Raw genomic sequence first — 17764 nt, 5'->3', positions numbered from 1 at the left:
AGGCTCAGTTCAGCGCGCTGAGTTTCCTGTCGATCTCGGCCAGGCGGGTCTTCTTGTCCGCATCGCTCAACGCGGCGTCGGCCTCGATCTTGGTGCGCTGGCCGTAGAGGTCGAGCTGGCGGATCGGGAGCAGCTGCTTGTCGCTCGACTCCTTGAAGCCCGAGAGCTTGGAGATCTTCATGACGATCTCCTTCTCGCGCGCATCGGTCTTGGCGTAGTTGTAGAAGAAGTTCTTGATCTTGGCCTTGGTGGCCTCGGGCAGGTCGCGGCGCATCACCAGCGGGTCGAGCGCGATCAGCGGCGAGGTCCAGACGATCTTGATCTCCTTGAACTTCTCGGGCGAGCGCTCCTTGACCTTGTCCAGGTTCTCGCTGTTGTTGGTCGCGACGTCGACCTGCTTGTTGGCCACAGCCAGCGCGTTGGTCTCGTGATTGGCGCTGCGCGTGAGCTTGAACAGTGACTTGGCGTCCACCTTGTGCTGCGCGAAGGCGTAGTAGCTCGGCACCAGGAAGCCCGAGGTTGAGTTCGGGTCGCCGTTGCCGAAGCTCAGGGACTTGCCGTTCTTCAGCACGTCGTCGAGCGTATTGAGCGGGCTGTCCTTGTGCACGATCAGGTGCGAGTAGTAGCCCTGGGTGCCGTCGGCGTTGACCATCTGCGCGAACACCTCTCCACTGGCGCGGTCGACCGCTTCCATCGCCGACTTGTTGCCGAACCAGCCGAGCTGCACCTTGTTGAAGCGCATGCCTTCGATGATGCCGGCGTAGTCCGGTGCGAAGAAGGCGGTGACCTTGAGGCCGGTCTGGCGGCTCATGTCGTCGATCAACGGCTGCCAGTCCTGCTTGAGGTTCTGCGTCGCCTCGGTGGAGATGATGCCGAAGTTGATGTCCTGCGCGAAGGCGCCAGTCGTCATGCCGAGGCCGAGGGCCATGGCTGCGCACAGTTTCTTGATCATGGGGGGTTCCGGGTTGGTAGGAAGGAATTCAGGCCGCCGCAGCCCAAGGCACCAGCGCGGGTTGCGGGAGCACGTGAACCTTGGGGTTGTCGGAATGGGCGGCGGACAGCAGCTCTTCGGCCTCCACGCCGTAGAGCTCGCGCAGCAGCGGCGCGCTGAGCGCGGACGAGGGCCCGTCGTAGACCACCTCGCCCTGCTTCAGCGCGATCACGCGCGGGCAGTACTTCATCGCGATCTCGACCTGGTGCAGCGAGACGATCACGGTCGAGCGGTCCTCGCGGTTGATGCGCGCGAGGATCTCCATCACCTTGCGCGACGATTCGGGGTCCAACGAGGCGATGGGCTCGTCGGCCAGCACCACCTTCGCGCCCTGCACCAGCGTGCGTGCGATCGCGGCGCGCTGCTGCTGGCCGCCCGACAGCGTGGAGGCGCGCTGCGCATGGCAATCGGCAATGCCCACGCGAGCCAGCGCATCGAGCGCCAGCGCGCGCTCGGCGGCGGTGAAGGCGCGCGTCCAGCTGCGCCACCACGGCGTGCGATGCAGCGAGCCCACGAGCACGTTCACCAGCACCGGCAGCCGCGCCACCAGGTTGAACTGCTGGAACACGAAGCCGACCTGCGCGCGCACCTTGCGGATGTCGCGGTGGATGCGCCCCCGCTGCTGCACGCAGCAGCCGTCGATCTCGATCAGCGAGTCGCTGCCGCCGTCAGCGGCCACCAGGCCGGCCACATGCCGCAGCAGCGTGGATTTGCCGGAACCCGAGGCGCCGATCAGCGCCACCATCTCGCCGCGCTGCACGCTGATGTTGATGTCGCGCAGGGCATGCCGGCCGTTGGCGAAATGCTTGTTGAGCTGGTGGATGCGCAGGGCGGTTTCCATCGTCGAGTTCCGAAGTCGTCTAGACAACCGGAGTCTGATCACCGGCTGTGACGGCCTCTTGACGCTTTGACGACGCCCGTGTGTCAGGCGCGGCCCCGCGCGCCCCTCAATCTCCCGGCATATGGGGCGGATGCAGCGCCACCGGCTTGGCGGCCTTCTTGCGCATCCGGATGTTGAGCATCTCCACGGCGACGGAGAAGGCCATCGCGAAGTACACGTAGCCCTTGGGCACGTGATGGCCGAAGCCCTCCGCGACCAGCACCACGCCCACCACCACCAGGAAGGACAGGGCCAGCATCTTGATGGTCGGATGGTTGGAGACGAAGCGGCCGATCGGGCCGGCAAACAGCATCATGAGCCCCACCGAGGCAACCACCGCGGCGATCATGACCCGCACGTCGTCCACCATGCCGACCGCGGTGATGATCGAGTCCAGCGAGAACACCAGGTCGATGATCATGATCTGGAGGATCACGGAGGCGAAGGTGGCCTTGACGGCGCTGGACTTCTGCTCGTCGTGGCCGCCTTCCAGCGATTGGTGAACCTCGCTCGTGCTCTTCCAGATCAGGAACAGTCCGCCCAGGATCAGGATCAGGTCCCGGCCCGAGATGTCCTTTCCGATCACCGAGAAAAGCGGGGTCACCAGGCCGACGATCCAGGCCAGCACCAACAGCAGCCCGATGCGCATGAACATGGCCATGAACAGCCCGACCCGGCGTGCGAATTCGCGCCTTTCGGGCGGCAGCTTGTCGACCAGGATGGAGATGAAGATGATGTTGTCGATACCCAGAACGAGCTCGAGCGCAGTCAAGGTCGCGAAGGCGATCCAGACTTGCGGATCGGTCAGGAGTTCAAGCATTGAGATCCTTTCGGGATGGCAGGGGTGGCCGGGTTGGGCGGAAGTATCTGCGGAGAAAATGCCACGGCAAGGTATGCCCGGATCGCACCGCAGGGCATGTATCGTGAGGTGAGCGCGATCTCCGGCGCTGCGAGGCTGAGGCATGAACCTGTCGATCGAACCCGTTTCCGAAGCGCATTTCGCGGGGCTGCATGCCGCGCTCGACACCGTGGCGCGCGAGAAGCGATTTCTTGCATTCACGCAGGCGCCCCCCATAGAGCAGGCCTTCGACTTCTACCGCTCCATCATCGCCAGCGACGGCTGCCAGATGGTCGCCTTGCTCGACGGACGGGTGGCCGGCTGGTGCGACGTGCTGCCGAGCCATGGCCAGGCCCGGTCGCATGTGGGCATTCTCGGCATAAGCCTGGTTCCATCCGCGCGGCACCTGGGCATCGGCGCGAAGCTGATGAAGGCAACCATCGCGGCGGCATGGGCGAAGGGAATGACGCGTATCGAACTCACGGTGCGCGCCGACAACACGAACGCCAGGGCCCTGTACGAACGGCTCGGCTTCGAAGTCGAAGGGCTCCTGCGCCGCGCTTTCCGGGTCGACGGCGAGTACTTCGACAGCTATGCGATGGCGTTGCTGCGGGGCGCTGCCGGAACGCCGGTTCCGGCACCGGAGATCCTGGTTCGCGCCGCCGGCCTCGATGATGCTGCCGCGGCAGCGGCGTGCGTCAATGCCGCTTTCGAGCTGTACATCGAGCGCATGGGCAAGGCGCCGGCGCCCATGCTGGCCGACTATCCTGCGCTCATCGGTGAAGACAAGGTGTGGATCGCGGTGCGCAGCGGCCAGGTGGCAGGGGTGCTCGTCCAGTACGAGACGGAAGAGGGCTTCTATGTCGACACCGTGGCCGTGGCCCCGATGCGCCAAGGCACGGGCGTCGGACGGGCGCTCCTGCGCTTTGCCGAGCGCGAGGCGCTTCGCCGCGGTTTCGAGGCCGTCTACCTGCGCACGAACGCCAGGATGACCGAGAACCAGATCCTCTACCCGAAGATCGGCTACGTCGAGTACGACCGCAGAACCGAGGGTGGATACGAGCGGATCTTCTATCGCAAGTCTCTTGCTCCGGCGGCGTCCTCATGAGAGCTCGCGCCTGGGCGGGCCAGCAGCGGAGCTCGATATTCAGTTCAAGAAGGAGTTCGGCATCTTCGTGTTCAGCTCCCTGGCTCAAATGCGAGCTCACAGTGTCAGCCGCGGATCGCATTTTCAAGGCCCGGCTTGTTTGATAGCCTGTCGGCTGGTGGCCTCATAGGGTAGAAGGTCAAGATCGGACACTCGCCGGGGCTGGCGAAGTTCGACTTCTCGAAGGTCATCCGCGCAGATTCTGTAGGGGGAAAAGATGAAATCGATCGTGCATGCCGCGCTCGGCGTTCTGCTGCTTTCTGCTGTGGCGTTCCAAGCCGGCGCAACGGGGACGAACAAGCTATGCAACGGACGACAGACGGACATCGTCTTTGCTGTAATCCATGAGAATTCGGACGATCCGGGTTCGAGATGCGAGCTTCAGGGATCGAGGTGCTACGTGACGCTCCAAGGCTGGTACACCATGAAGCCGGGAGTCTGCATGGACGTCGACGTGGGAAATCAATGGGAATCCTATCTGTCGATCTTCGTCAAGGACACGGCGGCCGGCGAGTACAGGCCAGAAACCTTCCCAGTCAACGACAGGTTCTACAAGGACAGAGACGAGAAGAACTCCGGAGTCGTTGACGTCACCGCGTGCATGCCTGTGGGGCCGTTCAAGAAAAAACTGCCTGGAGCGCTCGCGCCCATGCTGAATTCAGCAGTCGCATGCGATCCCGGCGAGGCGCTGCATCCGGTCAATTACGTCATGCGCGGCGGACCGCAAACCCACGTCGTGGTCACGTTGAACTAGCGGGCTGTAAAGATTGGATCGTTCGCGGTGTCGCCACGGTCGGTCCTTCGCCCCAAACGGTCTACGTCTCAGATCGGGCCAGAAGCAGGCATGGCGACAGTCCCTTCTCCGGCAGCAGAAATTCGCTGGCCAGGGGCGAAGCCATACAAATCGATTGGCAGGACGCGGCGGGCTGGCCTACATTGGTCTTCCACCCACCACGAGGAGCGCAACATGCCCATTCGCATCGCATCGCTGACCCGCCGCATCGCGAAGAACGGCGCGATGCTCCATAAGGCGACGATGGACCGCGTCCACTCGCTGGGGGCGGACCATGAGCCGTCCGAAGCCGAAAAGACGCTGGCCGAGGAGCGCCGCCTGCTCAAGGAAGAGCGTGCGAAGCGCCAAGCGCAAGCGCAGCAGCCGAGGGCGAAGGCCGTCGACAAGCTGGTGAGGACGCACCACCCGCAGGCCAAGGAGAAGCCCACGGAAAAAAAGGAGCCCAAGGAGGCCAAGAAAGCCAAGGCTGGCAAGGCCCACAGGCCCTCGCGTGCCGAGAAGCACGCTGCGCAGGCGGCGGCCCTGCAGGCCGCGAGTAGAGCGCCGAAGAAGTCGGCGAAGACCTGAGAAGGCTCTCAGGCACCGTGCGGAGCGCGTTACGCGCGCGGCGGCTGCTTCGGAGAAGTCGCTAGGACCGCTTCGGTCCCCATGCGGTCCTACGCCCCATCCGGGAAACTGACGGTCAAGACCTGTAGAGCGGGCTGGCGGACTGGGCCTGCGACAGGCGCACGCCGACCGCCTTGACATCGCTGTTGCATCGATGAAGCGGCTGGCGCGTGGCGCCTTGTTCTCTAGCCCGGCGCCGACCCCTGCGTGGCCGTATAGACGGCGTACAGCGACTGGCTGGCCGCCATGAACAGGCGGTTGCGCTTGGGGCCGCCGAAGCAGACGTTGCCGCAGACCTCGGGCAGCCGGATGCGCCCGATGAGCCGGCCTTGCGGCGTCCACACGGTGACGCCGCTGTAGCCCACGCTGCGGCCCGCATTGCTCGAGCACCACAGGTTGCCGTCCACATCGGTGCGCACGCCGTCGGGCCCGCACTTCACGCCGTCGACCATGAAGCTGCTGAACAGCCGGCCGTTGGAGAGCCTGTTGTCCGACCCGACGTCGAACACATACATGTCGCCCTTGCCGCCGGCGATGGTGTCGCCCGGCCCCTGCCCGGTGCTGACGACATAGAGCTTCTTGAAATCGGGCGAGAAGCAGAGACCGTTCGGGTCCGGCACGAGATCTTCACCGGCCACCTGAGTGAGCGTTCCGCTCTTGTCCAGACGGTAGACCGCGGTCGGCAGTTCGCGCTTGTACGCGCCGATCTCGGGCGGCTGCCCGAGCCTCGGGTTCAGCCGCCCGGATTTGTTCGCCGGTCCGCCCGCGGCGTCGACCGTGCCCTCGTAGAGCTGAGCGCCGTACGGCGGGTCGGTGAACCAGTAGCTGCCATCGGGATGAGGGACGATGTCGTTGGGCGAGTTGAGCCGCTTGCCGTTGAAGCTCGAGGCGAGGATGGTCACCGAACCGTCGAGCTCGTAGCGCACCACGCGCCGCGTGAGGTGCTCGCAGGACAGCTGCCTCCCCTGGTAATCGAAGGAGTTGCCGTTGCTGTTGTTGGAAGGTGTGCGGAACACGCTGACGTGGCCGTCGTCCTCGCTCCAGCGCAGCTGGCGGTTGTTCGGAATGTCGCTCCAGACCAGGAAGCGGCCGACCGAATTCCATGCCGGTCCTTCGGCCCACAACGCGCCGGTCCACAAGCGCTGGATCGGCGCGTTGGGCTGGCGCAGGCCGTCGAAGGCCGGGTCGACCGTGAGCACGTCCGGGTCGGTGAAGTAGGTGGTCGGCGCCCCTCGCCGGCTGAAGTCGCGCGGCGGCTGGGTGATGGTGCTCGGCGGCGCGGCCGGCCCGCCCGGGGCAGCTTGCGCCTGCGCCCATCGCGGCACGACGATGGCGGCGCCTACCGCGGCTCCGACGCCGCGAAGAAGCTTGCGACGTAGTACCGAACTATTCAATCTCGAATCGAATTTTTCTTGCGCCATGACTCACCCCACGAAAACGATGGAAGAAGCTGGAGAACGCGAGACCGCAAAGCCGGTCGCATGCTACGCGCTTCTCTCCGGCTGCACCAGATTGGAGAGATCTCGATCGATGTCGTATGCACCACGACGACCGACGCGATCGCGCGAGACTTTCATCACGCCGAGGCCAGGTTTCGGCGCTCGGGGGTGCATCCGACGGCAGTTTTCAGCGACGCTTAAGGATCGACGAAGAGACTGGTTTCACTGCAAAGGAACAGTCCCGAGCCCCACCGAAAAGGATCGCCACGCCATGAAGCGTTCTGTCGCCCCCGAGCCCCTCACCCCATCGCAGATCGAGCTGGTGCTCGAGTTGCTCGAGCTGCGCCAGCTGGCGCCGCAGGAGACGGCTGCGAAGTTCAACCGCCTGACCCAGGTCGGCGCCTTCTCCGAAGCCCAGCAGGAGGCCATCGAGATCCTCTTCGCGCTCGATGAGGACGAGATCCCGGATGCACTCTTCGAATTCGCCGACGACGATGCTCGAAACCTCGTGCGCGACGGGCTGCCGCACGAGGCGCGGCTCAGCTTCGTGACCCGCTAGCTGCCTATCGCGGCGAGCAGACGCCGACGACGACCTTGCAAGGCTCGGTCGGCAGATGACTCTCGCACTGCCCGGCCGCCGACTTGCCCGCGGCGCCCGCCGTCGAAGCGGTGGCCGTGCCCCATTCCCCGTGGTTGCCGATCGCGAGCGCGCCGCAGGAGCGATCGAAGTAGGTGCGCACCGCACAAGTGCCGGAGCGGCCCGCCGCGCGATCGCATTGGGCGCGTGCCGCAAGCTCCGCCGCGTCGCGGGACGGGTGGTTGAACGAGTAGCCGTACCACCTGTGCATCGACGCGATCGCGCCCCAGCTCGGGCCGTCGCCAGGGGCGGCATGTGCCGGACGCACGGCGATGCCCGCCAGGGCGCAGCACAACAGCAGCGCCGGCCAGCCGACCGCCCGGGCCTTTCTTCTCTCCATCGATTTCTCCTGTACGGCTGAATATTGTGAGAGAGTCATGCGCTTGAGACCCTCTCTTGCATCATTGGTTGCTGTCGTCGCGCTCATCGGCGCCGGCTTTCTTTATGTATGGACGTCCGAGCCGGCCCCAGCCGTCGCGGCGCCGGGCGGATCGCTCGGCCCGAGCACGAATGCGATCGAACGAACCGCCGCTCTCCCGCCCCTGAACCTGCCGGCCGACGACGCGCCTCATGGCAGCGGCATGGAATGGTGGTACTACAACGGCATCCTCGACGCGAAGACCGGCGACCGCTATGCCTTCCACGTCGTGGTCTTCGTCGCCAACGGGCTGGTCAAGCACACGGTCATGCACGCGGCGCTGACCGACCTCCGGACCGGGCGGCGCTATTCCAGTCAAACGCGCACCGGCGGTGTTCCGGCGAAGAGCGCCGCCAACGGCCTGGACTTGAGGCAGGACCGTTGGCAGCTCGCTGCATCCGGTCCGTCCCATCTCGTGCGCGCCTCCCTGGACGGCGCTTCCATTGCGCTCGACCTGAGCGATTCGCACCCGCCGGTCGCCCATCGGGCTGCCGGTTCGCAAACGCCGGGCCTGCTCGATTTCGGCCAGAGCGGGATCAGCTACTACTATTCGCGCCCCCGCATTGCCGCGCAGGGCGAAGTCTCCATCGCAGGCAAGGCCGTCCAGGTCAGCGGCGACGTGTGGTTCGATCACCAATGGGGCGACTTCGATGTGCTGAGCCTCGGCTGGAACTGGTTCGCCTTGCATCTGGCGGACGGCTCCGACCTGATGCTCTACGAGCTTTTCGACATGGCCGGCCGCAAGGTCATGACGGCCGGAACGGTCTCGAACGCGAGCGGGTCCGTGCCGCTGAAGCCGGACGATATCGAGCTGGTGCCCGTCCAGAGGTGGACCAGCCCGGGCACGAAGATCAGCTACCCCGTCGAATGGAACATCAGGCTTCCATCCGGCGTGCTGAACATCAAGCCCTTCTTTGCCGACAGCGAATTCGACTCGCAAAAGACGACCGCGAACATCTACTGGGAGGGTCCCGTCAAGGTGACAGGGAGCACCACGGGCCAGGGATTCCTCGAGCTAAGCGGATATGACCGCCTGCAAGCGACGCAGGCCGCTCGCAAGTGATCGCGTTTCGCCTCTACAGCACGCGCCGCCCTTCGCGCCAGACGCCGCGCACCACGGCATGGCGCGACCCGTCGGGCAGCTCGGCCATGCGCACCTGCACCAGGTCGGCCCGCAGCCCGGCCTCGATCGCGCCGCGGTCGTGCAGGCCGGTGGCCCGCGCCGGTGCGCGCGTGACGGTGTTCACCGCCTGCGGCAGCGTGAGGATCTCGTCCTCCACCAGCCGCATCACGGCGCCGAGCAGGCTGCTCGGCACGTAGTCGGAGGAGAGGATGTCGAGCAGGCCGCGGCGCGCCAGCTCGGCCGCCGCGACGTTGCCCGAATGCGAGCCGCCGCGCACGACGTTGGGCCCGCCCATCACGGTGGAGAGCCCGCGCTCGCGCGCCGCGCCCGCGGCGGCCAGCGTGGTCGGGAACTCGGACATGCTCGCGCCTTCGGCATGGGCCTGCTCGACGTGCGCCACGGTGGTGTCGTCGTGGCTCGCGAGCGCGATGCCGTGCGTTGCGCAGTAGTCGACGAAGTGGCGCCGGTGCGGCTCGGCGTACTTCGCCTGCAGCGTGGCGGCATGCGCGACCTGGCGCTCGAACTTCTCCTGGCTCCAGCCCTTCTTGCCGGTGTAGTAGATGCGCGCGACCTCCAGGTTTTCCCACTGGCGCTGGCCCGGCGTGTGGTCCATCAGCGAGATCAGCGACACGCGCGGATGGCCGTGGAAAGGCTCGAAGAGCTCGATGGTGTTGGGTGCCGGCAGCTCGCAGCGCACGTGCAGGTGGTGGTCGGCACGCAGCAAGTCGCGGGCGGTGCAGTTGTCGAGGGTGGCCAGCGTCCGGGACCAGGTGCTGCCGCGCAGGCTGTCGGTGTCGGACTCGCCGACCCCCAGCGCATCGAACACGGTGGTGATGCCGGCGGCCGCCACTTCGGCGTCGTGCGCCAGGAGCGCCGGCAGCTCGGCCCACTGCACCTTGGGGCGCGGCATCAGGTGGCGCTCGAAGTTGTCGGTGTGGACCTCGACCAGGCCGGGCAGCAGGTAGTCGCCCTCGAGGTCGATGGTGGCCGCGCCGGTGTGGCCGTTGTGCAGCGCCGCGATGCGGCCGTCGGCGACCGAGAGGCTGCCGCGCACCACCTCGCCGGGCAGCACCATGCGGGCGTTCTGGAAGACGGTGGTCATGAGGTACTCCTGAAATCGGCGACGTTGATGCGGCGTGTCGCCACGGCGGCGCCCACTTCGGCATCGTGGAAGATGCCGACGATCGCCGCGCCGCGCGCCGCGGCTTCGCGGATCAGTGCGATCACGGTGCTGGTGTTGGCTGCATCCAGTGAGGCAGTGGGCTCGTCCAGCAGCAGCAGCGGCTTGGGCTTAATCATGTTGCGTGCGATGTTGATGCGCTGCTGCTCGCCGCCCGAGAAGGTGGCCGGCGGCAGATGCCAGAGGCGTTCGGGGATGGCAAGGCGCGTGAGCCACCTGCGCGCCTCCGCGCGCGCCGCCTCAAGGGCGGTGGGGTCGTCGCCCGCGTCCTCGGCCAGCGGCTCGGCCACGACGTCGAGCGCCGGCACGCGCGGGATCACGCGCAGGAACTGGCTCACGTAGCCGATGGTGTCGCGGCGCAGCCGCACCAGCGCGCGTGGATCGGCCTCGGTCACCTCGACCGGCGCACCGCCCGGCGGCTGCACCGTGATGCGACCCGCGCTGGCGCGGTAGTTGGCATGGACGAGCTTGAGCAGCGTGCTCTTGCCCAGGCCCGAGGCGCCGTCGAGCACCACGCACTCGCCGGCCGAGACGCTGAGCTCGAGGCCCTCGAACACCGAGAGCTCGAGCTGGTTCTGTTGATGGAGGGTGAAGCGCTTGGCCACGCCCCGCAATTGAAGAAGGGGCGCGTTCATGGTTGCAGTACCGAGGAAACGAGAAGCTGGGTGTAGGGATGCTGCGGGTCGTCGAGCACCTGGTCCGTGAGGCCGGCTTCGACCACGCGGCCCTTCTGCATCACCATCATGCGGTGCGCGAGCAGGCGCGCCACCGCGAGGTCGTGCGTGACCACGATGGCAGCGAGCTGCATCTGGCGCGTCAGCTGGCGCAGCAGGTCGAGCAGGCGGGCCTGCACCGAGACGTCGAGGCCGGAGGTCGGCTCGTCCATGAAGACCAGGCGCGGGCGCGTCACCAGGTTGCGCGCGATCTGCAGGCGCTGGCGCATGCCGCCGGAGAAGGTGCGCGGCGCGTCGTCGATGCGCTGCGGATCGATCTCCACGCGCTGCAGCCACTCGGAGGCAGTGGCGCGCAGGCGTCCGTAGTGCCGTTCGCCGAGGCCCATGAGGCGTTCGCCGACGTTGGCGCCGGCCGAGACATCCATGCGCAGGCCGTCGGCGGCGTTCTGGTGCACGAAGCCCCAGTCGGTGCGCGCCAGCAGGCGCTGCTCGGCCTCGCTCATCGCGAACACTTCCTGCAGGCCGCCGCCGCGGGTGTGGAACTGCACGCTGCCTTCATCGGGCCGGCTGCGGGCCGCGACCGCATCGAGCAGCGTGGTCTTGCCGGAGCCCGACTCGCCGACCACGGCCAGCACCTCGCCGGGCCAGAGGTCGAAGGAGGCATCGTGCAGCGCGACGCGATCGCCGTAGCGCTTGCCGATGCCGCGCACGCGCAGCAGGGGAAGGGTGGTGCTCGTCATTCGACCTCCGCGAGCTGGGGCGCCGGCGTCGCCGTGCCCTGCTGCCGCGACCGGCAGTAGTCCGAGTCGGAGCACACATGCATGCGCGTGCCGCTGTCGTCGGTGATCACCTCGTCGAGGAAGCTGTCGGTGGCGCCGCACAGCGCGCAGGTCGCGTCCCAGCGCTGCACTTCGAAGGGATGGTCCTCGAAGCCCAGGCTTTCGACGGCGGTGTAGGGCGGCACGGCATAGATGCGCTTCTCGCGGCCGGCGCCGAAGAGCTGCAGCGCGGGGTTCATGTGCATCTTGGGATTGTCGAACTTGGGGATGGGCGAGGGCGACATCACGTAGCGCCCGTTGACCAGCACCGGGTAGTCGTAGGTGGTCGCGATGTGGCCGTAGCGCGCGATGTCCTCGTAGAGCTTGACGTGCATCAGGCCGTACTCGGCCAGCCCGTGCAGCGCGCGCGTGGCGGCCTCGCGCGGCTCCAGGCGCTGCATGGGCTCGGGCACCGGCACCTGGTAGACCAGCACCTGGCCTTCCGCCAGCGGTGCCTCGGGGATGCGGTGGCGGGTCTGGATCAGCGTGGCCTCCCGCGTGCGCGTGGTGGTCGCCACGCCGGTGGTGCGCTCGAAGAAGCGCCGGATGTTGACCGCGTTGACGGTGTCGTCCGAGCCCTGGTCGATGACCTTGAGCACGTCCTGCGGCCCGATCACCGCGGCCGTGACCTGGATGCCGCCGGTGCCCCAGCCGTAGGGCAGCGGCATCTCGCGCGAGCCGAACGGCACCTGGTAGCCGGGGATGGCCACCGCCTTGAGGATGGCGCGGCGGATCATGCGCTTGGTGCGCTCGTCGAGGTAGGCGAAGTTGATGTTCGTATCGGTCATTCATCGTCTCCCTGGGAAGGGGGCGCGCTGCGCATGCGGCGCACCAGCTCCAGCTCGGCCTGGAAGTCCACGTAGTGCGGCAGCTTCAGGTGCTGCACGAAGCCCGAGGCTTCGAGGCTGTCGCTGTGCGAGAGCACGAACTCCTGCATCTGCGCGGGCGATTCGACGGCTTCGCCGAGCTCGTCGGCGCGCAGCGCGCGGTCGACCAGGCTCATCGCCATCGCCTTGCGCTCGCTGTGGCCGAAGGCCAGGCCGTAGCCGCGCGTGAACTGCGGCGGCTCGGTCTTGCTGCCGGCGAACTGGTTGACCATCTCGCACTCGGTGATCTCCATGTCGCCGATCGAGATCGGGAAGCCCAGCTCCTCGGGCTCGATCTCGAGCGCGACGCTGCCGAAGCGGATCTCGCCGACGAAGGGATGGCTGTGCGAATAGCCGCGCTGGGTGGAGTAGGCCATCGCGAGCAGAAAGCCTTCGTCGCCGCGCGCGAGGTTCTGCAGCCGCGTCGCGCGCTCGGCCGGAAAGCGCAGCGGTTCGCGCGTCAGGTCCACCGGGGCCGGGTCGCCGGGCGGCACGGGGCGGGGTTCGATCAGGCCTTCATGGTTCAGCAGATCGACCACGCGCGGCGCGGCGGCAGGCGTGTCGACGGGCGCCGCGGGCGCGCCCGCGTGGCGTGTGGCGCCATCACCGCTTGCGAGCAGCGTGAAGTCGAGCAGCCGCTGCGTGTAGTCGTAGGTCGGCCCCAGCACCTGCCCGCCGGGCAGGTCCTTGAAGGTGGCGGAGATGCGGCGGTCGAGCTGCATGCGCGCGGTGTCCAGCGGCACGCTGGTGCCCAGGCGCGGCAGCGTGGCGCGGTAGGCACGCAAGAGGAAGATGGCTTCGACCAGGTCGCCCGAGGCCTGCTTGATCGCGAGCGCGGCGAGCTCGGGGTCGTAGACCGAGCCTTCGGTCATCACGCGGTCGACCGCGAGCTTGAGCTGCTCGCGGATCTGCGCCACCGAGAGCTCGGACGTGCCCGGATCGCCGCGGCGCTGCTCGGCGAGCAGCCGGTAGCTGTGGAGGATGGCAGCCTCGCCACCCTTGACGGCAACGTACATGCTCAGTGTTCCAGTTCAATCTGCGTGGTGCGCGGCAGGCCGACGATCTGGTGCTCGGTGGCGAGAAACAGGTCGACGCCGCGCGGGAAGGCCGCCTGCTGCGCGGCGCGCTGGGCGATCAGCTTTTCGGCGCGCTCGGGCGGCAGGCCGTCGACGCACAGGCGCGTCTCGGTTCGGATGCCCGGGCCGCGCAAGGTCCAGCCTTCCGTGTCGTCACCATCGGCCAGCGAGGGCACGTCCACCACGCAGGTGGCCGACTGGTCGGGATAGGTGTCGCTGCCCTGGGCGAAGCGCTCCAGCTCGGGCGCCTCGTCGCCGCCGGCGATCCAGGCGAACTGGGCCTGCGACGGGTCCTCGACGATCACGCAGCCGCAATGGAAGCGCAGCCAGGCCGCGGCATCGCTCTTCGCCAGCGTTGGCGAGAGCCAGAGCTTGCAGTCCGGATCGAGCAGCGCGAGCAGCAGGGCAGCCGAAGCCGCGTGCCCATGCCTCGGCACCTCGGCATCGTGCGGCAGGTCGACGATGCGGCCCGGATGCGAAAGCGCTTCCAATGCGGCGCGGAACACGGCCTGGCTGCCGAGCGCGAGATCCGAGAAGCCGGCGCCGACCTTGGAGAGATCTGTGGCGGTGCTGTTCATGCGTTGTCCTCCTCGTCTCCATCGGCACCGCCGGCTTCGCGCGCAACGGTGAAGAACTCGACCTTGCTGCCTTGCGCGCGCGCATGGCGCAGCGCACGTTCGCGGGCCAGGTGCCGGCGCACCGGCGCGAGCAGCTGCGCATCGAGCGCCTCCTGTTGCGCCGGGTCCTGCAGCAGCGCATCGGCCACCGCCGCGAGCTGCGCCTGCCGATGCGAACGGCCCAGCACATAGGCCACGCCGACGGCCGCGCCTTCGTGCGCGACGCCATGGAGGCGCAGCGCACAGCGCGTGACGGTGACCTCGCCGAGGTTGAAGCGCTCGCCCGTGCCGCCGGCACGGCCCTGGACCATCATGAGGCCAGTCTCGGGCGCGCGCAGCCATTGGGGCGTGCGCCGGGCGTGCTCGCCCAGCACCGGCTCCAGCATCGAGAGCGGCGCCCGCGCGAGCACGGCCATCCACTGCGCGCGGCTCGGCGGCCGGCTCGCAGGGTGGTTGTCAAAGTCATGAAACATGGGGGTGTTAATCTGGGAAAGTTGTATAGACAAATCGAACAACTGGCGCCAGCTTAGGGCGCACGCATGTAGCTTTCATGACAGCCATCACGACTTCTCCCGACCCGCTTCCGGCGCGCGCAGCGCGCGACAGTTTCTGGACCCGCATCGCGGCCGAGCTGGCCGAATCGATCGCCCGCGGCATCTATCCGCCCGGCGAGCGCCTGCCCTCGGAGCACGCGCTGGCCGAGCAGTTCGGCGTCAACCGCCACACGATCCGCCGCTCGCTCGCCAGCCTCAGCAGCCAGGGGCTGCTGCGCGTGACGCAGGGCAGCGGCACCTACGTGGAGGAGTTCGCGGTCGACCTGGTGCTGGCCAGGCGCACGCGGCACCATCAGAGCATGGCGCTGGCAGGGATGCGCGGCGCCCTGCGGGTGCTGGCGTCGAGCACGGTGCGCGCCACGGCCGCGCAGGCGCGCGCGCTGCAGGTGCCCGCGCGCAGCACGCTGCTGCGCCTGCAGGTGCTGGGCGAGGCCGAGCAGCAGCCGCTGCACATCAGCGAGCGCTTCTTTCCTCTGCCGCGTTTCGAGCAGCTCGAAGCGGTGGTGCGCGAGACCGGCTCCATCACCGCGGCCTTTGCCGCGCACGGCGTGAACGACTACACGCGGCACGAGAGCCGCATCACGGCGCAGATGCCCGAGCCTGAAGTGGCATCCCAACTGAAGCAGCCGGCCGCGCGGCCGGTGCTCTTCGTCGAGAGCGTCAACGTGGACACCGAAGATATGCCGATCGAGTTCGCGCGCACCTGGTTTGCCGGCGATCGAGTCACATTGACGGTGACACATGACGAGTGACCCCGTGCATCGCTACGCGATCTACTTCGCGCCGCGCGCCGACAGCGCCTGGTGGCGCGCCGGCAGCCGCTGGCTCGGCCGCTGCGCCTCGCGGCTCGAGCCGCTGCCGCAGGCGCCGCTGCCCGGCGTGCCCACGCCCGAGCTGCACCGGCTGACGCAGGCGCCGCGACGCTACGGCTGGCATGCGACGCTGAAGGCGCCTTTCGCGCTGGCGCCGGGCGTCGACGCCGAGCAGCTGCGCGCCGGACTGCGCGGCCTCTGCGAAGACTTCGAGCCCTTCACGATGCCGACGTTGAAGGTGGCGATGCTCGACGATTTCCTGGCGCTGGTGCCCGAGCCCGGCAGCCGCGCGATCGAGGACATCGCCGCCGCCTGCGTGACGCGCGTGCACGCACTGGCCGCGCCGCTCGCGCCGGCCGAGATCGAACGCCGCCGCGCGGCCGGCCTCACGCAGGAGGAAGACGCGCTGCTGCTGCGCTGGGGCTATCCCTTCGTGCTGGAGCGCTTCCGCTTCCACCTCTCGCTCACGGGAACGCTGCGCGATGCGGCGCCGTCGATCGTGCAGGCCATCGAGGATGCGGCGCGCGAGCGCTTCGCCGGCTTGCCCGCCTGTCGCTTCGATACGCTCTCCCTGTTCGCCGAACCCCGGCCCGGCGCGGACTTCGTGCTGCTCGAACAGATGGAGCTCGGCGCATGAAGGGGCAGCTGGTCTATGTGATGGGGCCATCCGGCGCCGGCAAGGACAGCCTCCTGGCCTGGCTCAGGGACCATCTGCCGCCGCACATGCCGGTGCACCTGGCGCGCCGCACGATCACGCGGCCGCCCCGGCCCGGCGACGAGCAGCACCACAGCGTGAGCGCGCAGGCCTTCGAGCAGCTCAGCCAGGCGCAGGCCTTCGCCTTCGACTGGCAGGCCAACGGCCTGCGCTACGGCGTGCGCCACGACGAGCTTTCGCCGCTGCACCTGGGCAAGTGGGTGATCGTGAACGGGTCGCGCGCCTACCTGCCCCAGGCACTGACGAGGTTTCCGCAGCTGACGGTGGTGCACGTCACGGCCGGCATCGACGTGCTGCGCCGGCGCCTGCTGGCGCGCGGGCGCGAGACGCCGGAGATGGTCGATGCGCGCGTGCGGCGTGCGTTGGCGTTCAGGCCACCGGCGCATGCCATCGAGGTGCACAACGACGGCGCGCTGGCCGAGGCCGGCGCGCAGCTGCTGCAGGCCTTCGAGCGGCTGGGATCCGAGGCTCAGCTGCTCAGAAGCGCGCCTTGACGAAGGCCGAGGGGCCCTTCAGCCTGACCTTCAGGCGCGCGGTGCTGCTGATGCTGTCGATGTCGCGCCTGAGATCGATCTCGCTCACGCCGTAGGACAGGACCAGGCCGACGTTCTTGACCGGGAACCACTCGACGCCGAGGGCCGCGTTGTAGATGTGGCCGTGCAGTCCGCTGCCGCCCTTGCGCACGCCCGAGGCATCGGCGAACAGGCGCAGGTCCGGCGTGATGGCATGGCGCACGCCGATTTCGAGCAGCGGCGCGAAGGCGTCGTCGCTGTCGTGCTGGCTGAAGGTGGTGGTCGCCCCGTTCACGCCGGCGAAGGCACTGGTGTCCAGGGTCGCCTTGTAGTACGCAGCGCCGGCGCCGAGGCCCAGCACCGTGTTGCCCGAGCCGATCCACCACTTGTAGGCGATCTTGGCGAACTCCAGCTTGGTCGAGAAGTTGACGTTGGCCAAGGCGGTGATCGAGGTCGGCCCGATCGCGAAGCTGTCGGCGAAGCCGGTGCCGTAGTCGCGCTTGAAGCGGTAGTAGTCGAGCGACAGGCCCTGGCTGTCGCCCAGCAGGATGTCGGCCGTGATGCGCGGCATGGTCACGTCGCTGCCCTTGATGTCGCCCGGGTCCAGCCGGCCGAAGGGCGTGTTCAGCGAGGCGTTGAAGGTGGGGTCGGCATTGAAGGCGCCGACCGAGAGGCTGAAGCGGTCTAGGGCCGGCGAGGGTTCGGCGAGGGCGGGCGTGGCAACGAAGAGGCCGGCAGAGGCCAAACCTGTGGCGAGGGCGCACAAACGCGTCGAAGACATGAGGCAGGATCCTGAAGTGCGGCAGTCTCGGCGTGCTTCCGCTCTGCATCTGTCGGCCGCGATGCTCCCCTGGGCGCGAACGCGACTATCTGTCCAGCGCCGGGGCGATGCCAATGCGCCGATGCCGGCTCCGCATGTAGGACTTGACGCAAGGCATCGGCGGCGAGCTGGCGCGCAACCGCCTGGTGCTGGCGCAGGCGCGCAAGGCCTCCTGCTGCGGGATTTCACCAAGGATTTGCGCCGGCCAGGGCGGCGCATACTGAGGGCAGACCCGAGCCGGCTCCTTC

Annotated in this window: 21 protein-coding genes; 8 read left to right on the top strand and 13 right to left on the bottom strand. The window is 67.9% G+C overall.

Going from position 1 to position 17764, the window contains the following annotated elements:
• Positions 1-4: 4 nt before the first annotated feature.
• The 3 genes from phnD to AC3A6B_RS03175 all read right to left on the bottom strand — a co-directional run bounded on the left by phnD (position 5) and on the right by AC3A6B_RS03175 (position 2691).
• Positions 5-952, bottom strand: a complete 948-nt coding sequence (phnD, locus tag AC3A6B_RS03185; RefSeq protein WP_487835316.1) for a phosphonate ABC transporter substrate-binding protein — start codon at positions 950-952, stop codon at positions 5-7.
• Between the two features lie 28 nt (positions 953-980).
• A complete protein-coding gene (gene phnC, locus AC3A6B_RS03180) occupies positions 981-1832 on the bottom strand; it encodes a phosphonate ABC transporter ATP-binding protein (RefSeq protein WP_487835315.1) in 852 nt (283 codons plus the stop codon).
• Between the two features lie 106 nt (positions 1833-1938).
• The gene (locus AC3A6B_RS03175) at positions 1939-2691 is read right to left on the bottom strand and encodes a TerC family protein (RefSeq protein ID WP_487835314.1); all 753 of its coding nucleotides are present in this window, start codon (positions 2689-2691) and stop codon (positions 1939-1941) included.
• Positions 2692-2833: 142 nt separating this feature from the next.
• Between AC3A6B_RS03175 and AC3A6B_RS03170 the strand changes: the two genes are divergently transcribed.
• From AC3A6B_RS03170 to AC3A6B_RS03160, 3 genes are all read left to right on the top strand, one after another.
• On the top strand, positions 2834-3817 hold the full coding sequence (locus AC3A6B_RS03170) for a GNAT family N-acetyltransferase (protein ID WP_487835313.1): 984 nt from the start codon (positions 2834-2836) through the stop codon (positions 3815-3817).
• Between the two features lie 256 nt (positions 3818-4073).
• Positions 4074-4610: a hypothetical protein gene (locus AC3A6B_RS03165; RefSeq protein ID WP_487835312.1), complete on the top strand. Its 537-nt coding sequence runs from the start codon at positions 4074-4076 to the stop codon at positions 4608-4610.
• Between the two features lie 213 nt (positions 4611-4823).
• Positions 4824-5216, top strand: a complete 393-nt coding sequence (locus tag AC3A6B_RS03160; protein WP_487835311.1) for a hypothetical protein — start codon at positions 4824-4826, stop codon at positions 5214-5216.
• Between the two features lie 224 nt (positions 5217-5440).
• On the opposite strand, the gene AC3A6B_RS03155 is transcribed toward AC3A6B_RS03160, so the two are convergent.
• Positions 5441-6649, bottom strand: a complete 1209-nt coding sequence (locus AC3A6B_RS03155; protein WP_487835310.1) for an SMP-30/gluconolactonase/LRE family protein — start codon at positions 6647-6649, stop codon at positions 5441-5443.
• Positions 6650-6965: 316 nt separating this feature from the next.
• Here AC3A6B_RS03155 and AC3A6B_RS03150 point away from each other — a divergent pair, with 316 nt between their 5' ends.
• Positions 6966-7253, top strand: a complete 288-nt coding sequence (locus AC3A6B_RS03150) for a hypothetical protein (protein WP_487835309.1) — start codon at positions 6966-6968, stop codon at positions 7251-7253.
• A 4-nt stretch (positions 7254-7257) separates the two neighbouring features.
• Here AC3A6B_RS03150 and AC3A6B_RS03145 read toward each other — a convergent pair whose 3' ends face one another.
• On the bottom strand, positions 7258-7599 hold the full coding sequence (locus AC3A6B_RS03145) for a DUF4189 domain-containing protein (protein WP_487835308.1): 342 nt from the start codon (positions 7597-7599) through the stop codon (positions 7258-7260).
• A gap of 4 nt (positions 7600-7603) precedes the next feature.
• On the opposite strand from AC3A6B_RS03145, the gene AC3A6B_RS03140 reads away from it, so the two are divergent.
• A complete protein-coding gene (locus tag AC3A6B_RS03140) occupies positions 7604-8812 on the top strand; it encodes a lipocalin-like domain-containing protein (protein ID WP_487835307.1) in 1209 nt (402 codons plus the stop codon).
• 13 nt (positions 8813-8825) lie between these two features.
• Here the strand turns inward: AC3A6B_RS03140 and AC3A6B_RS03135 are convergent, their stop codons facing one another.
• From AC3A6B_RS03135 to phnG, 7 genes are read right to left on the bottom strand one after another with little or no spacing between them, the layout of a single operon-like run.
• The gene (locus AC3A6B_RS03135; protein WP_487835306.1) at positions 8826-9974 is read right to left on the bottom strand and encodes an alpha-D-ribose 1-methylphosphonate 5-triphosphate diphosphatase; all 1149 of its coding nucleotides are present in this window, start codon (positions 9972-9974) and stop codon (positions 8826-8828) included.
• On the bottom strand, positions 9971-10687 hold the full coding sequence (phnL, locus tag AC3A6B_RS03130) for a phosphonate C-P lyase system protein PhnL (protein ID WP_487835305.1): 717 nt from the start codon (positions 10685-10687) through the stop codon (positions 9971-9973). The genes AC3A6B_RS03135 and phnL overlap by 4 nt, the downstream gene beginning before the upstream one ends.
• Positions 10684-11466 carry a phosphonate C-P lyase system protein PhnK gene (phnK, locus tag AC3A6B_RS03125; protein WP_487835304.1) on the bottom strand — a complete coding sequence of 261 codons (783 nt, stop codon included), beginning with the start codon at positions 11464-11466 and terminating at the stop codon, positions 10684-10686. The genes phnL and phnK overlap by 4 nt, the downstream gene beginning before the upstream one ends.
• Positions 11463-12332 carry an alpha-D-ribose 1-methylphosphonate 5-phosphate C-P-lyase PhnJ gene (locus AC3A6B_RS03120; protein WP_487835303.1) on the bottom strand — a complete coding sequence of 290 codons (870 nt, stop codon included), beginning with the start codon at positions 12330-12332 and terminating at the stop codon, positions 11463-11465. Before AC3A6B_RS03120 ends, phnK begins: the two co-directional genes overlap by 4 nt.
• Positions 12329-13426 (bottom strand): carbon-phosphorus lyase complex subunit, encoded by a 1098-nt coding sequence (locus AC3A6B_RS03115; RefSeq protein ID WP_487835302.1) that lies wholly within the window; start codon positions 13424-13426, stop codon positions 12329-12331. The genes AC3A6B_RS03120 and AC3A6B_RS03115 overlap by 4 nt, the downstream gene beginning before the upstream one ends.
• Before the next feature lie 2 nt (positions 13427-13428).
• A complete protein-coding gene (phnH, locus tag AC3A6B_RS03110; protein WP_487835301.1) occupies positions 13429-14064 on the bottom strand; it encodes a phosphonate C-P lyase system protein PhnH in 636 nt (211 codons plus the stop codon).
• Entirely contained in the window at positions 14061-14576 is a 516-nt protein-coding gene (gene phnG / locus AC3A6B_RS03105; RefSeq protein WP_487835300.1) for a phosphonate C-P lyase system protein PhnG, read from the bottom strand. The genes phnH and phnG overlap by 4 nt, the downstream gene beginning before the upstream one ends.
• A 77-nt stretch (positions 14577-14653) precedes the next feature.
• On the opposite strand from phnG, the gene phnF reads away from it, so the two are divergent.
• From phnF to phnN, 3 genes are read left to right on the top strand one after another with little or no spacing between them, the layout of a single operon-like run.
• The gene (gene phnF / locus AC3A6B_RS03100; protein WP_487835299.1) at positions 14654-15409 is read left to right on the top strand and encodes a phosphonate metabolism transcriptional regulator PhnF; all 756 of its coding nucleotides are present in this window, start codon (positions 14654-14656) and stop codon (positions 15407-15409) included.
• On the top strand, positions 15399-16106 hold the full coding sequence (locus AC3A6B_RS03095; RefSeq protein ID WP_487835298.1) for a DUF1045 domain-containing protein: 708 nt from the start codon (positions 15399-15401) through the stop codon (positions 16104-16106). The genes phnF and AC3A6B_RS03095 overlap by 11 nt, the downstream gene beginning before the upstream one ends.
• A complete protein-coding gene (gene phnN / locus AC3A6B_RS03090; protein WP_487835297.1) occupies positions 16103-16678 on the top strand; it encodes a phosphonate metabolism protein/1,5-bisphosphokinase (PRPP-forming) PhnN in 576 nt (191 codons plus the stop codon). The genes AC3A6B_RS03095 and phnN overlap by 4 nt, the downstream gene beginning before the upstream one ends.
• Here the strand turns inward: phnN and AC3A6B_RS03085 are convergent.
• Positions 16662-17477 carry a hypothetical protein gene (locus tag AC3A6B_RS03085; protein WP_487835296.1) on the bottom strand — a complete coding sequence of 272 codons (816 nt, stop codon included), beginning with the start codon at positions 17475-17477 and terminating at the stop codon, positions 16662-16664. The genes phnN and AC3A6B_RS03085 overlap by 17 nt on opposite strands.
• Positions 17478-17764 lie beyond the last annotated feature (287 nt).

This window comes from Variovorax sp. Soil_C_33, assembly GCF_057656935.1.
This window is presented reverse-complemented; position numbering and strand designations above follow the sequence as displayed.

Bases quoted from the DNA above. Each gene is read 5' to 3' on its own strand.
- AC3A6B_RS03170 (WP_487835313.1), top strand. From the start codon at position 2,834: ATGAACCTGTCGATCGAACCCGTTTCCGAAGCGCATTTCGCGGGGCTG.
- AC3A6B_RS03140 (WP_487835307.1), top strand. From the start codon at position 7,604: ATGCCCGCCAGGGCGCAGCACAACAGCAGCGCCGGCCAGCCGACCGCC.
- AC3A6B_RS03120 (WP_487835303.1), bottom strand. From the start codon at position 12,332: ATGACCGATACGAACATCAACTTCGCCTACCTCGACGAGCGCACCAAG.
- AC3A6B_RS03095 (WP_487835298.1), top strand. From the start codon at position 15,399: ATGACGAGTGACCCCGTGCATCGCTACGCGATCTACTTCGCGCCGCGC.
- AC3A6B_RS03085 (WP_487835296.1), bottom strand. From the start codon at position 17,477: ATGTCTTCGACGCGTTTGTGCGCCCTCGCCACAGGTTTGGCCTCTGCC.
- AC3A6B_RS03115 (WP_487835302.1), bottom strand. From the start codon at position 13,426: ATGTACGTTGCCGTCAAGGGTGGCGAGGCTGCCATCCTCCACAGCTAC.
- phnF (WP_487835299.1), top strand. From the start codon at position 14,654: ATGACAGCCATCACGACTTCTCCCGACCCGCTTCCGGCGCGCGCAGCG.
- AC3A6B_RS03175 (WP_487835314.1), bottom strand. From the start codon at position 2,691: ATGCTTGAACTCCTGACCGATCCGCAAGTCTGGATCGCCTTCGCGACC.
- AC3A6B_RS03135 (WP_487835306.1), bottom strand. From the start codon at position 9,974: ATGACCACCGTCTTCCAGAACGCCCGCATGGTGCTGCCCGGCGAGGTG.
- AC3A6B_RS03150 (WP_487835309.1), top strand. From the start codon at position 6,966: ATGAAGCGTTCTGTCGCCCCCGAGCCCCTCACCCCATCGCAGATCGAG.
- phnN (WP_487835297.1), top strand. From the start codon at position 16,103: ATGAAGGGGCAGCTGGTCTATGTGATGGGGCCATCCGGCGCCGGCAAG.
- phnH (WP_487835301.1), bottom strand. From the start codon at position 14,064: ATGAACAGCACCGCCACAGATCTCTCCAAGGTCGGCGCCGGCTTCTCG.
- AC3A6B_RS03165 (WP_487835312.1), top strand. From the start codon at position 4,074: ATGAAATCGATCGTGCATGCCGCGCTCGGCGTTCTGCTGCTTTCTGCT.
- phnC (WP_487835315.1), bottom strand. From the start codon at position 1,832: ATGGAAACCGCCCTGCGCATCCACCAGCTCAACAAGCATTTCGCCAAC.
- phnK (WP_487835304.1), bottom strand. From the start codon at position 11,466: ATGACGAGCACCACCCTTCCCCTGCTGCGCGTGCGCGGCATCGGCAAG.
- phnL (WP_487835305.1), bottom strand. From the start codon at position 10,687: ATGAACGCGCCCCTTCTTCAATTGCGGGGCGTGGCCAAGCGCTTCACC.
- phnD (WP_487835316.1), bottom strand. From the start codon at position 952: ATGATCAAGAAACTGTGCGCAGCCATGGCCCTCGGCCTCGGCATGACG.
- phnG (WP_487835300.1), bottom strand. From the start codon at position 14,576: ATGTTTCATGACTTTGACAACCACCCTGCGAGCCGGCCGCCGAGCCGC.
- AC3A6B_RS03160 (WP_487835311.1), top strand. From the start codon at position 4,824: ATGCCCATTCGCATCGCATCGCTGACCCGCCGCATCGCGAAGAACGGC.